The sequence below is a fragment of the Thauera sp. 63 genome (assembly GCF_000310165.2).
Taxonomy (GTDB): Bacteria; Pseudomonadota; Gammaproteobacteria; order Burkholderiales; family Rhodocyclaceae; genus Thauera; species Thauera humireducens.
Map to the genome: position 1 here is coordinate 220413 of NZ_AMXC01000002.1, position 14134 is coordinate 234546.

Here is a 14134-nt window from a genome sequence, read left to right on the forward strand (position 1 = left end):
GTGGCGGTACAATTGTGTTCCGCGCGCTGGCGTCGGCTTGATGCCTGGCCTCGCGCTGGGCTGGATGGAATGTGACGCGACCTCGGGGGTCTGCATGAACACATCGAAGAACGTTCTGGGTGGGCCATTGCTGGCCTGCAGTTACGCCCCGCTAACCGGGTTCTACCGGACAGGATGTTGCGAGACGGGGCCGGAGGATGCCGGCCGTCACGTCGTCTGCGTGCGGGTTAGTGAAGCGTTTCTGGCTTTCTCGCGCAGTGCCGGCAACGACTTGTCGACGCCTCGGTCCGAGTACCGCTTTGCCGGCCTGAAACCGGGTGACCGCTGGTGCCTGTGCGCGCTGCGCTGGAAGGAAGCATGGGAGGCGGGGGTTGCGCCGCCGGTCGTGCTCGAGGCCACGCACGAGTCGGCTCTGCGTATCGTCGATCTCGACACCCTCAAGGCGCACGCCTTCGGCACCGCGGCGGGCTCGCGGGACTGAGCCCGCCATGGCGCCCCAGGCCGCCGTACTTGCCCACGACTGGCCGGCACGGCTGTCGCCGATTCTCGTCGCGCTGGAAGCGGGGCTCGTCGAGCGCCGACTGCCGCTCCGACTGGCCTTGCTTGCGGCACTGAGCGGCGAGCACACCTTGCTGATCGGTCCGCCGGGCACGGCTAAGAGCGTACTCGCCCGCCGCGTGCATCTGGCGTTTCGTGACGCCCGCTATTTCGAGCGACTGCTGACGCGCTTCACCGTGCCGGAAGAGCTGTTCGGTCCCTTGTCCATCCGTGCGCTGGAGGAGGATCGCTATGAGCGTCACACCGCGGGTTTCCTGCCCGATGCCACGGTGGCTTTCATCGACGAGGTGTTCAAGGCCAACAGCGCCATCCTCAACGCCCTGCTGACGCTGCTCAACGAGCGAGAGTTCGACAACGGCGCAGGTCGCCAGCTTTGTCCGTTGGTGAGTGTCATCGGCGCCACCAACGCCGTGCCCGAGGACGAAGTGGCGGAAGCCTTCTTCGACCGTTTCCTCGTGCGCCTGAGCGTGGGGCCGGTGAGCGCGGGCGGCTTCGAGCGTCTGATGCTCGACGCGGCCTCGGTCGCCGTGGGTGAGGCAGGCGTCGCCATGCCTGCGGCCTTGTCGGCTGCCGAGCGTGCCGCCCTGTCGCAGGCTGCGCTGCAGGTCGCCTTGCCGGACGAGGTGCTGAGCCACCTCGGTGCCTTGCGGACCTGGCAGGCAGAGCGGGGGAGTTACGTCTCCGATCGGCGCTGGGTCAAGCTCGGGCAGTTGCTGCGCACTGCGGCAGCCTGCGAGGGGCGCGACAGTGTTTCGGCATGGGATCTTGCCTTGGCACCGTATTGCGTGGCGGCCGATGCGGGCGAGCAGGGCGAGATCGCCGCGTGGCTGGCGGCGCGCCTGGGCGTGCGGGCGGTCTGGTCGCCACCGCGATTGACCCGCATCGTCGAGGCGTTCGAGGCCCAATTGAGCGCCGAGCGTGCGGCCAACGACCTCGACTACGACGAGGCCGGCCGGCTGCGTTTCTCCGCGATCGGGCAGGCGCAGGAGCAGGCCGAGGCGCTTGCGGGTGCGATTGGCGATGCCAAGGGCGGGGCGGGCGCGCTGCGCATGAGCTATTCGCGCCAGCGCCGCTACGGCCCATTGCACATCGGCGCACGCACGCGCCAGATCGACGAACTGCTTGAACGCATCGCCCGCTACCAGCGTGAGCTGGCGGCCCAGCGCGCGGCGCTGGCGGACTGGAGGGCCGGCAGCCTGTGGGCGCCGCCGCGCTTCGCCGAGCAGGCGCAGACGGTGCTGGAAGGTGTGGCCGCTGCGCTCGATGCACTCCAGGTCCGCGCGAGCGAGGCCCGCGCCGGGTTCGAGTCGCTTCCCCGTCTTGCGGAAGGGGCAGGAAGCGCACCGGAGCCGGTCGCGCACGAACCGTTCGCCGACTGAGGGCGAGGCCAGATGGAAGAGGTGCGCCCCATGCCCTGCCTGTTCGAGCCCCTCGAAGCCCGGCTGGCGGTGCTCGACGCCTTGCCGCGCGCCCTGTGGCTCGGCGGCATGACGCACGCAGGTGGGCGGCTGGAACCCCGCTTGCTGGCCCTGCAGACGTGGCGCGGACTGCTGGCGCAGGGCGTGAATCCACTTGATCGCCTTGCACCGGGGCCGTCGTCCGACGCGGACTGGCCCGCGCCTGTGCTACGCGAACCATTGAAGACCTGCTTCGACCACCTGCAGCTGGCGCGCTACTGCGAGGCGCATGCCGATCTCGCCGATCTGGTGTTGCAGAGCCTGCTGTTCCATCTCGACCTCATTGTCGATTACCGCGATCGCGGTGCAGGCGAGGCCGCGGCGGCGCGCATCGCGGTCGAGGCCTTCCATGCCGACTGGGCCGAACGGTGCGGCGAGATCGACGAGCTCGTCGCGGCCTTCGGTGAGCTGGGCGACCTGTTCAAGAACACGCGCTGGGATACCTTGCGCGGCCTGCTGCGCAGCCGCGAGTGGCAGGACGTGGTGCGCATCCGCAGGCTCGTCGAGAGATTGCCCGAGCTGGCACGACTCATTCGCAGCCTCGGGCGGGCTCAGCCGGTCGATCCGGCGCCGACCGACAGCCAGCACAGGCAAAGCGTCATGATGCCGGCGCTGGCGCTGCAGGCCGACGCGCATACGCAGCGCGTACCCGACATGCCGGGGGAGACACGCGGCGTGCATCGTTCCGATCGTCTGGCGCGCATGCTGCCGGCAGAGGCCATGTTGCTCGGCCATCCCCGCCTGCGCTTCGTCTGGCATGCCCGTCGCGCCGAACGTACGCTGCTGTGCTATGAAGACGACGACCGTCTGCGCGAGCGGCATCACCACCCTCTGCCGGTGCCGCGCCCCCAGCCGCGTCCGGCGCCGGCCCCGCGGCTTGCGATGGGACCGATGCTGGTCTGCGTCGATACCTCGGGTTCGATGCAGGGTGGCGCCGAGGCGGTGGCCAAGGCCGTGGTGCTGGAGGCGGTGCGCACCGCCCACGCGCAGCGCAGGCCCTGTCGCGTCTTCGCGTTTGGCGGTGAGGGCGAGGTGGTCGAGATGTTGCTGGCGCTCGATCCCTCCGGTGTCGCGCAGCTTGCACGCTTTCTCGGTCAGGGCTTCCACGGCGGCACCGACATCTGCGGCCCGATCGAGCACGCCCTCGCGCGGCTGCAGGAAGAGGACTGGCGACTGGCCGACCTGCTGATCGCCTCCGACGGTGAATTCGGCGCCACCCCCGCGGTGGCGGCGCGTCTGCAGCAGGTGCGCCGTGAACAGGGGCTCCGCGTGCAGGGGGTGTTGATCGGCGACCGCGAAACCATCGGCCTGCTTGAGCTGAGCGACGCGATCTTCTGGGTGCGCGAATGGCGCCGCTTCGGCCCGGCGGTCGAGGCAGGCTGCCACGGCGAGGGGGGCGAGGGGGGCGGCTCGCCCGTGCATTCGAGCAGGCTGACGGCGGACTACTTTCCTGGTGCGCTGCGCACGCCGGACAATCTCGCCCGCACGCAGTCGCCCGAAACCGCTGCTGCGGCGGTGCGCGCCGGTCGGCGTCGCGACGCGGCGTCGTGACCACCTGCCTGAAGCCAACCCACAGACCGTGTCCGGGATCTCGCCCATGACCTTCGCTTCCGATCTCATCGCCGAACTCGAACGCGCCACGGCCGGCCACCCCGTGCCGCGCGTGCGTGCGCTCCACTTGCCGCCGCCCGAGGCGGCTGCGTCGAAGAATGGCGAATTCTGCGCGCTGGAACTCGACGACGGCGCGCTCGGCATCGCCTACGTGCTGCTCGACGACGCCCTCACGCGGCTGTGCGCTGCGGGCGACCGGGCGGGCGTGGCCGGCATGGATGCCCTGCAGCTTGCGCGCGAGTTCGTCGGCGGTGCCACCGACCTGCGGCGTACGCTCGGTTTCGCCGCGGCCAACGCGCTGTCGCGCAGTGTCATGGACCGCATCGGCTTTGCGCCGCCGAGGGCCACCGATTCGATCGGCGGCATCGCCCCGCAGGCTGGTGACCACATCGGCATGGTCGGGCTGTTCTCCCCTCTGCTGAAGCAGGTCACCGCCGCGGGTGCGCGACTGACGGTGGTGGAGTTGAACCCGGACTACGCCGGACAGTACGACGGCTACCGCGTCACGCTCGACGCGGCCGAGCTCGAAGGCTGCAACAAGGTGCTGTCGACCAGCACCATCCTGCTCAATCACTCGGTTGATCGCATGCTGGCGCATTGTCGCAACGCGACGCGCATCGCGCTCATCGGCCCGAGCGCGGGCTGCCTGCCCGATCCCTTGTTCGCGCGCGGCGTACGTGTCGTGGGCGGCAGCTGGGTGAGCGACCGCGCGGGCTTCGTCGATGCGCTGCGCAGTGGGGCGGCCTGGGGTGGGTTCGCCTACAAGTTCGCCCTCACGCCGGAAGACTGGGCCGTCGCCGATCGGCACTGGTCGGTGGCGTGACGGGCCGCGCCATGCCGTCCATCTACGACATCCTGGCCGAACAGCGCATCGCGGATGCGCTGCGTCGCGGCGAGTTCGACAATCTGCCGGGCGCGGGCAAGCCCCTGGTGCTCGACGACGAGCTCTTCGTGTCGCCCGAGCAGCGCATGGCGAACAAGGTCTTGCGCAATGCAGGCTTCAGTCCGCCCGAGGTCGGCCTGCGCAAGGAGATCGCGAAGTTGCGCGCCGAGATTGGCGAACTCGAGGACGGCGAACGGCGCAGCGCCCTGCGGCGCCGGCTGGCGATGCTGATCGTGCAACTGGGCGAGATTGCGCGCAGCGGGCCCTGACCGGGCTGTGATGCGCCGAGCGTGACATTGCTCACGCCGCGGAACGGCGTTGTCAATGTCACAATCGCGAGTCCGTTGAAGCCATGGAAGCGCCTGATGTCGGACAGGATCCTCACCGCAGTCGTCGCCAGTCTCGTGCTGGTCTTGCTGCTGCTCATCTACGGCATCGCCACGCTGGGCTCGAACACGGCGGATAGCGACCGCGTGCTGCCCGAACGCCACCATGCCCGCATTGGGCAGGTCGTGTTCCGTTCCGAAGGTGGAATGACGCGCATCAATCCCGCCGTTGCGTGCGCCACGCGCGACGCGTGCGAGCTGGTTGACCGGATCGCCGCAGAGGTCAAGGACGGCATCCAGGCGCTCGGCGGGGCGCACCCGGTTCACGCGCTCGAGACGACCGAAGGCAAGCTGCAGCTGCAATCCGCGCTCACGACCCATGTCCAGCAGCTTGTGCAACGGAACACCGGCAATCCGTCCGACATCGTGACGGTGTTCTTCGACGAGATCATCTCGACGACGGTCGATTGACGTGCCAGGCGGGGCGCGGAGGCGGCGCCCCGTGTCTCTGGCGCCCGCGCTTCGTCGTCTGCTATCGCCTAATGCATTCGCATATACTGTGCGCCGTTTTGCGGTGCAGCACGCTACGCCAGCGTTCGTGGCAGCGCTCGATTGACGCCGCCGCCAAGCAGATCGCCCCGATCGAACAAGGAGAATCACAGCATGAGCCGTCCTACCAAGATTGCGACCGCGCTGGTCGCGATCGCGCTGATCTACCCCGCCGCCACGTGGTTTTCCGGCCAACGCATCCAGGCGGTCCTGGACGAGCACTATGCGGACATGAAGTCGCACCCTTCGCTGAAGGTCAGCGAGCGGACCTATGAACGCGGTGTGTTCAGCAGCACCGAGAAGGTGAGCTTTGAAATGGCGATGCCGGTGGCGGCCGAGGACGGCACGGTGCAGGCGGGCGAGCCGCTGCGCATGACCATCAGCAGCCGCATCCAGCATGGTCCCGTGCCCGGTTTCGAAACGCTTGCCGCAGCCATGCTCGACAGCGAAGTCGTGCTGGAAGGCGAGGTCGGCGCTGCGCTGCGCGAGTCGCTGGGCGGCAAGGCGCCGCTGGTGGCGCGCACCGTGGTGAAGTTCGACGGCGGCGGACATTCGGCGATGACCAGCCCCGCCTTCGAGCTTGCCGTGCCCAACGGCACGGGCCAGGCCTTGCGCATCGGCTTCAGCGGCCTCAAGGCCGACATCGATTTCAGCGCCGGGATGCGCAGCTACACGATGAAGGGGACGGCAGACGGCCTGTCGATGGAAGACCCCGACATGCTGATAGAGCTGTCGGGGCTGGTGTTCGACGCGGACCAGTATCGTCTGTTCGACGACGAAGCCTGGCTGTATGCCGGCAAGCAGCGCGCGACGGTGGCTTCGATGAAGGCCGAGGCGAAGGAGGAGGGCGAGCTCGGCGACACCCGTTTCGAGCTGGAGCGCCTGAGCTACGACATCGATATGCCGGGCAAAGGCGAGTACCTCGACATCAAGGCACTGATGGGTACCGAAGTGCTGCGCGTGGCGGACGTCGACTACGGCCCCGCACACTACGACTTCTCGATCAAGCACCTGCATGGGCGCACGCTGATGGATCTGTATCGCAAGCTGCTGGAGATCAGCGGCAATCCTGCCCAGCTCGCCCTGCAGACCGAGGACCCGGCGGCGCTGTTCGCGCCCCTTGCCGGACCCGCGATGACGCTGCTGGCCCACGACCCCGAGTTCAGCATCGACCGCATCAGCTTCACCAGCCCCCACGGCACGGCGGCCCTGTCGGCTGAAGTCAGTCTCAAGGGCGTCCAGCCCGACGAGCTGAGCAATCCGCTGATGCTGCTCGCCAAGCTGCGCGCCTCCGCCGACCTTTCGGTGCCGCAAGGCCTGCTCCTGGCGTTCGCCAGCAACGAGGCAGAAGACCCGGAAGAGGCAGACCTCGCGGCCGCCCAGCTGCAGCAGCAGCTCGAGCTGCTGGAAGCCCAGGGCTATCTCCAGCGTCAGGGCGATCAGGTCAAGACCAGCGCGGCGTTCTCCCAGGGGCAGCTGACGGTGAATGGCAGGCCGTTCAATCCGCTGGCGATGGGCGGGCGCTGAGGCGACACGACCCCGGTCATAAGCGCTCCAAATCCGAGGATCACTGTGCAGCACGTCACAGCTCGGTCGGTGCGTCGGGCTGTCTGTCACAGAGCCGACGCAATCCGCATCTAGATTCCACGGCGCTCCGCTTTCGCCGTGAACTAGATGAAGATCCGACACCAACTGGTGAGCTTGCTCGTTGTCACCATCGCCGCCCTGATCGGGCTTTCCGTGCTTTCCTTTCTCCAGCTCAAGCGCACCGCTGAGCTGACGCGGGATCTGACCGATCGCGCCATTCCTGCGTTGGCTGCCGCCAATGAGCTGCGGTCGAGGGTCGTCCTCTACAACGAGACGACCGTCTCGGCCTTTCGGGCGCCGGACCTGTTGTCGACCGCCGAGCTTCGCGAGCGTGTGCAGTCAGGGCATGCCCAGATTGCGCAGCGCGTCTCCGAGCAGCTGGCCTACACGTCCGACCCGACGCAGCTCGGGCTCATCAGCCAGATTCGGGAGAGCCTGCAGCACTATGTCGAGGCCGGAGAGCAGGCGCTGGCGTTCGTGGGCGGTGATCAGGTCGAGCTGGCCCAGGCGGTGATATCCGGCAATGCCGAGCCCCACATCCGGGAAATCGAGCAAGTGCTCGAGACGCTGCTCGTCGAGAAGGGGCGGTCGCGCGACGAGGCGGTGCGGGCGCTGGAGACGGCGCAGCAGGATGCGCGGACACTGATGGGCATTGCGCTTGCCGTCACGGTGCTGTTGCTGCTCATCCTCGGTGTTCGCCTGTACCGGCGGATCGTGGGGCCCTTGCGGGTGATGGAGGCCAAGATGCATGCCATCGCGACGGACCTGGATTTCACGCAGCGCGTTCCGGTCGGTCGCGATGACGAGCTTGGACAGGCCGTTCGCACCTTCAACATGCTCATGGAGGCCGTGAGCGCGGCGCTCGGCGAGATGGCGGCCGTCATTCGCGACAACGAGGTCATCGCGCACGAGATGCAGCGCTCGGCGACGGAGGTGTCCCGCATCGCCGACGAGGGCAAGGGCTCGACCGTGGAGATCCGCGGCGCGGCGCGGGCGGTGCATGATCAGATCGAACAGATCGAAACGGCGACGAATACCGCGGGTGAGCTTGCTGCATCGTCCCGCGAACGTGCCATGACGAGCAGTGAGGCGACCGGCCGCACGGTCGAGGACATCAATGCGCTCGCAGCGAGCGTGGGGGCTGCGGCAGATCGCGTCTATGCGATGGAGTCGGTGGGCGCGAGCATCTCGACGCTGGTGGGCGAAATCCGGGACATTGCCGACCAGACGAACCTCCTCGTACTCAACGCCGCCATCGAAGCCGCCCGGGCTGGCGAATCCGGTCGCAGCTTCGCCGTCGTCGCCGACGAAGTGCGCAAGCTGGCTGAACGCGTCACGTCGGCCACACGCGCGATCACCGAGCAGGTGTCCGCCATCAATACCACGTCAGCCGAGTCGACGACCCTGATACGGCGCGTCGAGGCGGATCTGCGGCGCAACATCGCGCTTGCCGCTCAGGCCAAGTCCGCGATGGACGAGGTGCGGGCGTCGTCGCTCAAGGTCACGGCGGTGGTGGGTGACATCGGCGGCCAGGTTCAGGCCGGCTATCTCTCCGGCAGCGACATCCTGAGGCGTTCCGATACCATCGCGGGGCTGATGGCCGAGGCAGCCGATACGGCCGCAACCACCAGCGCGCTGGCCGACAACATGCGCCAGATGTCGGCCCGGATGCTGTCGATCGTGCACAGGTTCAGGGTCGGCTTGCCTGGTTGAGGGACATCGGGCGCGGTTTACCGTCGAGGCGTTCGCTGATCGCCAGCCTCGAGGAAGCGGGGTCTCTGGCCGTGATCGTCTATCCGCTGAGTACGCCTGCGCCGGAATGATCGAGGCATGGGGGCAGGTTTTCCATGCTGTCAGGATCATTGCCGGGCAGGCGGGGCCAGGACGACCGATCTGGCTGCCGAGGCAGCCCTTCGAGCTTACCTTGCGCTGGCGGTCTTCCGCTGCTCGCGGCTGAAACCGACTTCGCGCTCGGGATCGAGCAGGCGGTCGCCCGCGGCGTCGCGAATGCGGGTCGGCAGCCCCATGCCGTTCATCAGCTGGATGAAGGGCAGCGGATCGAGCTCCTCGACGTTGGCCATCTCGCCGATGTCCCAGGTGCCGTCGGCGATGAGCATCGCCGCCGCCACCGCTGGTACGCCAGCAGTGTAGGAGATCGCCTGGCTGCCCACTTCGCGGTAGCACGCCTCGTGGTCGCACACGTTGTACAGCAGCACTTCCTTGGCCTGGCCGTTGCGGGTGCCCTTGATCAGATCGCCGATGCAGGTCTTGCCGGTGTAGTCAGGCGCGAGCGAGGCCGGGTCGGGCAGCACCGCCTTCACCACCTCGAGCGGCACCACCTCCTGGCCGCGCGCGGTGCGCACCGGCTTCTCGGAGAGCAGGCCGAGATTCTTCAGCACGTTGAAGACGTTGATGTAGTGCTCGCCGAAACCCATCCAGAAACGGATGTTGGGCACGCCGAGGGTCTGCGACATCGAGTGCAGTTCGTCGTGGCCGGTGAGGTAGGCGGCCGATCTGCCGACCACCGGCAGGTCCCATTCCTTGCGATGCTCGAACATCGCGTTTGCCTTCCAGGCGTTGTCCTCCCACGACCACACGGTGGAGGTGAACTCGCGGAAGTTGATCTCCGGGTCGAAGTTGGTCGCGAAGTAGCGTCCGTGACTGCCGGCGTTGATGTCGATGATGTCGATCGACTCCACCTGGTCGAAGCAGTGGTCGACCGCGTAGCGCGCATAGGCATTGACCACGCCGGGGTCGAAACCGACACCGAGCACCGCGGTGACACGGGCGTCCTTGCACGCCTCGCGGCGCTTCCACTCGTAGTTGGCATACCAGGGCGGCGTCTCGCACACCTTGGCCGGGTCCTCGTGGATCGCGGTGTCGATGTAGGCCGCGCCGGTATCGATGCAGGCGGCCAGCACCGACATGTTGAGAAAGGGCGAGCCGACGTTGATGACGATCTGGCTGCGCGTGGCGCGGATCAGGAACTTGGTCGCCTCGACGTCCATTGCGTCGAGGGCGTGGGCCTTGAGCTGGCCCGGCTGCTGCATGCTGCCCTTGTCCTCGATGGAATCGATGATGGCCTGGCACTTTGCGAGCGTGCGCGACGCAATGTGGATATTGCCGAGAAGGGCATTGTTCTGTGCGCACTTGTGCGCCACCACGTGAGCCACGCCGCCCGCTCCGATAATCAGGACATTACGCTTCATTTACATCTCCCATCACTCTGGTTTGACCGCACTTCGTCAGGACAAGCTGCTGACGTAGTCGTCATACGAAAAATCGCGCACGAGGCGCACGCTGCCGTCCAGTTCGCGGACGGCGATGGCCGGCATGTGGATGCCGTTGAACCAGTTCTTCTTCACCATGGTGTAGCCGCCGGCATCTCCGATCGAGATGCGGTCGCCGACCTGCAGCGGGCGGGCGAAACGGCCCTCGCCGAAGATGTCGCCGGCCAGACAGGTTTTGCCGCAGATCTGATAGATGTGCTCACCCTGTCCATCGCCGATCGGCGCGGTTTCGCGGTAGATCAGCAGGTCGAGCATGTGGGCTTCGGTCGAGCTGTCGACCACCGCGAGCTGTTTGCCGTTGAAGCTGGTGTCGAGCACGCTGACTTCGAGCGTGGTGGTGTGGCGCACGGTGGCCTCGCCCGGTTCGAGATAGACCTGCACGCCCCATTTGCTGGAGAAGTGACGCAGACGCTCGCAGAAGGCGTCGAGCGCATAGCCCGGCGAGGTAAAGCTGATGCCGCCGCCCAGGCTCACCCATTGCAGCCGCTGCAGGATTGCGCCGTAGCGGCGCTCGACCTCGCACAGCAGCGCATCGAACCGCGCGAAATCGTCGTTCTCGCAGTTGTTGTGGATCATCACGCCGCTGAGGCGATCGATCACCGACAGGATGCGGGCAGGATCGGATTCGCCCAGCCGGCTGAAGGGCCGCGCCGGGTCGGCGAGATCGAATCCGGCGCAGCTGACGCCCGGGTTCAGGCGCAGGCCCACCGGCTTGCCCATTGCGGCGGGTGCAAAACGCTCGAGCTGATTGATCGAGTTGAAGATGATCTTGTCGCAGTGGGCGACGACTTCATCGATCTCGTGGTCGGCGAAAGCCACGCTGTAGGCATGAGTCTCGCCGCCGAACTTCTGCTGACCCAGTTTGACCTCGTACAGCGACGACGAGGTGGTGCCGTCCATGTGCTCGCGCATGAGATCGAACACCGACCAGGTCGCGAAGCACTTCAGCGCCAGCAGCACTTTTGCGCCGGACTGCGCGCGCACGCGGTCCATGATCTGAAGGTTGCGCAGCAGGGCCGACTTGTCGATGAGGTAGTAGGGGGTTGAGATCGTTTCTTGCATCAGGGTTCCTAGTGTTCGCCGGCGGTGAGCTTGGTCCGGCTGCCGCGTTTCTTCGCCGCTCTCGTCTCGCCGAGATGATCGATGATCACCGCGTTCTGATCCGGAAACGTCGCCACCAGCGCGAGCTGGCCACCGACACTCTCCACGTAGTGCCGCAGGGTGGACAGGAGCATGTCGCTGCGCTTTTCGAGGCGCGAGATGGTGTCCTGCCCGACGCCCAGCGTCTCCGCGAGGTCTTCCTGGGTCCGTTTCGCGCGTTTGCGCAGTTCCTTCAACGTAGCCAGCGGCAGGGCGACCAGCTCAGTGCTTCCATTGCGGCCGGCAGGACGTACCGGATCCTCGTCGCCGTGCTTTCTTGCCATGCCGAAGTCTCTTCGATCGCTTAAGGAGGCTGGATTATGGCATTAAAACCATATGCTTTCAATGCCATGTGTCTCTGCCGGCGGGTGGGCGTCGTAATGGCGGGTGCCAATCGGGCGGCGCCGCAGGAAACGGGGTGCTGCGTCGCAGCAAACATTGCATGCGTGTCACATTCGAGGACAAGAATCGCGCAGGTTCCGATCCTGGGCAGCGCATTCATGAGCATCAGACACAGTCTCGTATCCCTCATCGTCATCACCACTGCCTTGCTGATTTCGATCGGCGTGATCGGTGGCGGCCACTACCGTCACAACACCGAACTCATTCAGTCCCTGACCGACGATGCGATCCCCGGCGCATTGATTGCCGCCGACCTCAGTGCGGACCTCAAGCAGGCCGAGCTTGAACTGATCAAGCTGGTCATTGCGCCGACGCCGGACATCATCGAAAGCGTTGAGCGCAGCCTGCGCGCCCAGCATGCGCTGCTGGGCGAACGCCTCCGGTCCCTCAACCAGCTGCCCTCGTCACCGACGGAGCGCGCCCTGATCGAGCATGCATCGCAGCGGCTCGCGGACTATCAGGCCTCGACCGAGGACATCGTCGGCCTGGCGCGCTCGGGGCAGCGCCTGCTGGCCGAGGCAAGCCTTTACGCCAATGCGGCGGAATACGAGCGTGAGCTGCAGCAAGTGCTGGACACGCTGCGCATCGAGAAGCGCAGAAGCAAGGATCAGGTCGTCGAGGTGCTGGAAGCGGGGCTCGATAAGACGATCTGGGTGCTGGGCGGTGCAGGAGGGCTGACCCTCCTCGTGCTGATCGCGCTCGTCATGCGCCTGCATCGCAACATCGTCACGCCGCTGCGGGCGATGGAAGGCACCATGGGCGCCATTGCGAACTCACTCGATTTCACCCAGCGTGTGCCGGTGACGCGAAATGACGAGATCGGTCAGTCGGTGCGGGCCTTCAATACGCTGCTCGGTACCCTGCAGGCTAGCCTGGGGGCCATGATCGAGATCATCCGCAGCAACGAAGGTGCAACCGCCGAGATGCACCAGTCGGCCCAGGTTGTTGCGCACATCGCCTCCGAAGGCAGCGGCTCGTCGAAACGTATCCAGCAAGCGGTGCGCTCGATACAGGAGCACATCCGGGAGATCGACCGGGAATCGCGTCAGGCCGGGCGGATTACCGAGGAGTCCAGCCAGGCGGCGACGTCGCGCAGTGCCGTCATCCGCGAGACGGCGAACCGCATCGAGGCGTTATCGACGTGCCTCGAAGGCGCGTCGGGGCAGGTGTTCACCCTGGCCCGGGAGGTGGGCGAGATCGAAAGCGAGGTGTCCGAGATTCGCCAGATTGCCGATCAGACGAACCTTCTGGCACTCAACGCGGCGATCGAGGCCGCCCGTGCAGGAGAAACCGGCCGGGGTTTCGCAGTGGTTGCGGATGAAGTGCGCAAGCTCGCCGAGCGCTCGGCCGCTGCGACGGAGTTGATCAACCAGCGCCTCGGCCGCATCCACCATGCATCCCATGAGTCCACCGCGCTGATGGAGCAGGTCGGCGTTGAAATGGCGCACAGCGTCACCCTTGCGCGCTCGGCGGGAGAGGCGATCGAGAGCATTGAGCGTTCGGCGGTCAGGGTGATCGAGGTGGTCGGCGAGATCATTCGCCTGGTGCAAATCGGCCAGGGCTCGAGTTCCGAAATCGTCGAGCAAGTGGGCACCATCGACGTACTGCTCGATCAGGCCCATTCGGCGGCACGCCATACGAAGGGTGCCGCCGACCGCATCCGCGATATCTCGGTCGAGCTGGTAGCGATCGTGTCCCGCTTCCGTATTGAAACGGCAAGTGCGTCGGCGCGCGGGTGAGTGCGGGGAGGCTGATGCAAGGCCGGAAGGTGGCGCGCCGGCACGGGGTGATCCCGATCTCGGCAGCAGAGGCGGCCGTGGTATGGTGCCATTTGCCGGGCTGGGGGCTATCACTAAGGCGCAACAGTAAGCACGGTGTCCGGAAACGAAAAACCCACCGTCTCCGGTGGGTTCTCGTATCTACCATGTGCTTGCCGTGATTGTTGTCGCGTTGGCGAAACCACGATAAGCCTTCGAATTTTTGGGGCGACATACCGGGATCGAACCGGTGACACCTGGAGCCACAATCCAGTGCTCTACCAACTGAGCTAATGCCGCCACTACAGGACCCCGGTAAAACCGAAGCCCTCAAAACTTGTCCTGGCCTGCCCGGCAGGGATCGAACCTGCAACCCCCGGCTTAGAAGGCCGGTGCTCTATCCAATTGAGCTACGGGCAGATCCCGCGGGCATTTCGGAGTGTGAGCTGGTCGGGGTGGAGGGATTCGAACCCCCGACATCTTGCTCCCAAAGCAAGCGCGCTACCGGACTGCGCTACACCCCGAGAGCCGCGAACTATACAGATCTCTCCCGGAGGCGTCAAACATAAATAAC

Annotated in this window: 12 protein-coding genes and 3 tRNA genes; 9 read left to right on the forward strand and 6 right to left on the reverse strand. The window is 66.3% G+C overall.

Annotated features, from left to right (window positions below):
• The first annotated feature begins 94 nt into the window (after nt 1–94).
• The 8 genes from C664_RS03220 to C664_RS03255 all read left to right on the forward strand — a co-directional run bounded on the left by C664_RS03220 (nt 95) and on the right by C664_RS03255 (nt 8684).
• Entirely contained in the window at nt 95–481 is a 387-nt protein-coding gene (locus C664_RS03220; RefSeq protein ID WP_038010855.1) for a DUF2237 family protein, read from the forward strand.
• 7 nt (nt 482–488) lie between these two features.
• A complete protein-coding gene (locus tag C664_RS03225; RefSeq protein ID WP_004253197.1) occupies nt 489–1937 on the forward strand; it encodes an AAA family ATPase in 1449 nt (482 codons plus the stop codon).
• A gap of 12 nt (nt 1938–1949) precedes the next feature.
• Nucleotides 1950–3566 (forward strand): VWA domain-containing protein, encoded by a 1617-nt coding sequence (locus C664_RS03230; RefSeq protein ID WP_004253200.1) that lies wholly within the window; start codon nt 1950–1952, stop codon nt 3564–3566.
• 46 nt (nt 3567–3612) lie between these two features.
• Complete coding sequence (locus C664_RS03235) at nt 3613–4449, forward strand: Rossmann-like domain-containing protein (RefSeq protein WP_004253203.1); 837 nt, start codon at nt 3613–3615, stop codon at nt 4447–4449.
• Between the two features lie 11 nt (nt 4450–4460).
• A complete protein-coding gene (locus tag C664_RS03240) occupies nt 4461–4778 on the forward strand; it encodes a J-domain-containing protein (protein WP_004253205.1) in 318 nt (105 codons plus the stop codon).
• Between the two features lie 96 nt (nt 4779–4874).
• Nucleotides 4875–5306, forward strand: coding sequence for a flagellar basal body-associated FliL family protein (locus C664_RS03245; RefSeq protein WP_004253208.1), 432 nt, complete (start codon nt 4875–4877; stop codon nt 5304–5306).
• A gap of 192 nt (nt 5307–5498) precedes the next feature.
• Nucleotides 5499–6911 (forward strand): YdgA family protein, encoded by a 1413-nt coding sequence (locus C664_RS03250; protein ID WP_004253209.1) that lies wholly within the window; start codon nt 5499–5501, stop codon nt 6909–6911.
• A gap of 147 nt (nt 6912–7058) precedes the next feature.
• Nucleotides 7059–8684: a methyl-accepting chemotaxis protein gene (locus C664_RS03255; RefSeq protein ID WP_004253211.1), complete on the forward strand. Its 1626-nt coding sequence runs from the start codon at nt 7059–7061 to the stop codon at nt 8682–8684.
• Nucleotides 8685–8890: 206 nt separating this feature from the next.
• Here the strand turns inward: C664_RS03255 and C664_RS03260 are convergent, their stop codons facing one another.
• The 3 genes from C664_RS03260 to C664_RS03270 are packed head-to-tail and all read right to left on the reverse strand — an operon-like array spanning nt 8891 to nt 11685.
• Nucleotides 8891–10180 carry a saccharopine dehydrogenase family protein gene (locus C664_RS03260; RefSeq protein ID WP_004253213.1) on the reverse strand — a complete coding sequence of 430 codons (1290 nt, stop codon included), beginning with the start codon at nt 10178–10180 and terminating at the stop codon, nt 8891–8893.
• 36 nt (nt 10181–10216) lie between these two features.
• Nucleotides 10217–11323: a carboxynorspermidine decarboxylase gene (locus tag C664_RS03265; protein ID WP_004253215.1), complete on the reverse strand. Its 1107-nt coding sequence runs from the start codon at nt 11321–11323 to the stop codon at nt 10217–10219.
• Nucleotides 11324–11331: 8 nt separating this feature from the next.
• Nucleotides 11332–11685 carry a helix-turn-helix transcriptional regulator gene (locus C664_RS03270; protein ID WP_004253217.1) on the reverse strand — a complete coding sequence of 118 codons (354 nt, stop codon included), beginning with the start codon at nt 11683–11685 and terminating at the stop codon, nt 11332–11334.
• A gap of 216 nt (nt 11686–11901) precedes the next feature.
• On the opposite strand from C664_RS03270, the gene C664_RS03275 reads away from it, so the two are divergent.
• Nucleotides 11902–13542 carry a methyl-accepting chemotaxis protein gene (locus tag C664_RS03275; protein ID WP_004253219.1) on the forward strand — a complete coding sequence of 547 codons (1641 nt, stop codon included), beginning with the start codon at nt 11902–11904 and terminating at the stop codon, nt 13540–13542.
• A gap of 242 nt (nt 13543–13784) precedes the next feature.
• On the opposite strand, the gene C664_RS03280 is transcribed toward C664_RS03275, so the two are convergent.
• The 3 genes from C664_RS03280 to C664_RS03290 all read right to left on the reverse strand — a co-directional run bounded on the left by C664_RS03280 (nt 13785) and on the right by C664_RS03290 (nt 14084).
• Nucleotides 13785–13860, reverse strand: a tRNA-His gene (locus C664_RS03280).
• 43 nt (nt 13861–13903) lie between these two features.
• Nucleotides 13904–13980: transfer RNA gene (locus tag C664_RS03285), tRNA-Arg, on the reverse strand.
• 27 nt (nt 13981–14007) lie between these two features.
• A tRNA-Pro gene (locus C664_RS03290) sits at nt 14008–14084 on the reverse strand.
• Nucleotides 14085–14134 lie beyond the last annotated feature (50 nt).

Bases quoted from the DNA above. Each gene is read 5' to 3' on its own strand.
- C664_RS03220 (WP_038010855.1), top strand. From the start codon at position 95: ATGAACACATCGAAGAACGTTCTGGGTGGGCCATTGCTGGCCTGCAGT.
- C664_RS03225 (WP_004253197.1), top strand. From the start codon at position 489: ATGGCGCCCCAGGCCGCCGTACTTGCCCACGACTGGCCGGCACGGCTG.
- C664_RS03230 (WP_004253200.1), top strand. From the start codon at position 1,950: ATGGAAGAGGTGCGCCCCATGCCCTGCCTGTTCGAGCCCCTCGAAGCC.
- C664_RS03235 (WP_004253203.1), top strand. From the start codon at position 3,613: ATGACCTTCGCTTCCGATCTCATCGCCGAACTCGAACGCGCCACGGCC.
- C664_RS03240 (WP_004253205.1), top strand. From the start codon at position 4,461: ATGCCGTCCATCTACGACATCCTGGCCGAACAGCGCATCGCGGATGCG.
- C664_RS03245 (WP_004253208.1), top strand. From the start codon at position 4,875: ATGTCGGACAGGATCCTCACCGCAGTCGTCGCCAGTCTCGTGCTGGTC.
- C664_RS03250 (WP_004253209.1), top strand. From the start codon at position 5,499: ATGAGCCGTCCTACCAAGATTGCGACCGCGCTGGTCGCGATCGCGCTG.
- C664_RS03255 (WP_004253211.1), top strand. From the start codon at position 7,059: ATGAAGATCCGACACCAACTGGTGAGCTTGCTCGTTGTCACCATCGCC.
- C664_RS03260 (WP_004253213.1), bottom strand. From the start codon at position 10,180: ATGAAGCGTAATGTCCTGATTATCGGAGCGGGCGGCGTGGCTCACGTG.
- C664_RS03265 (WP_004253215.1), bottom strand. From the start codon at position 11,323: ATGCAAGAAACGATCTCAACCCCCTACTACCTCATCGACAAGTCGGCC.
- C664_RS03270 (WP_004253217.1), bottom strand. From the start codon at position 11,685: ATGGCAAGAAAGCACGGCGACGAGGATCCGGTACGTCCTGCCGGCCGC.
- C664_RS03275 (WP_004253219.1), top strand. From the start codon at position 11,902: ATGAGCATCAGACACAGTCTCGTATCCCTCATCGTCATCACCACTGCC.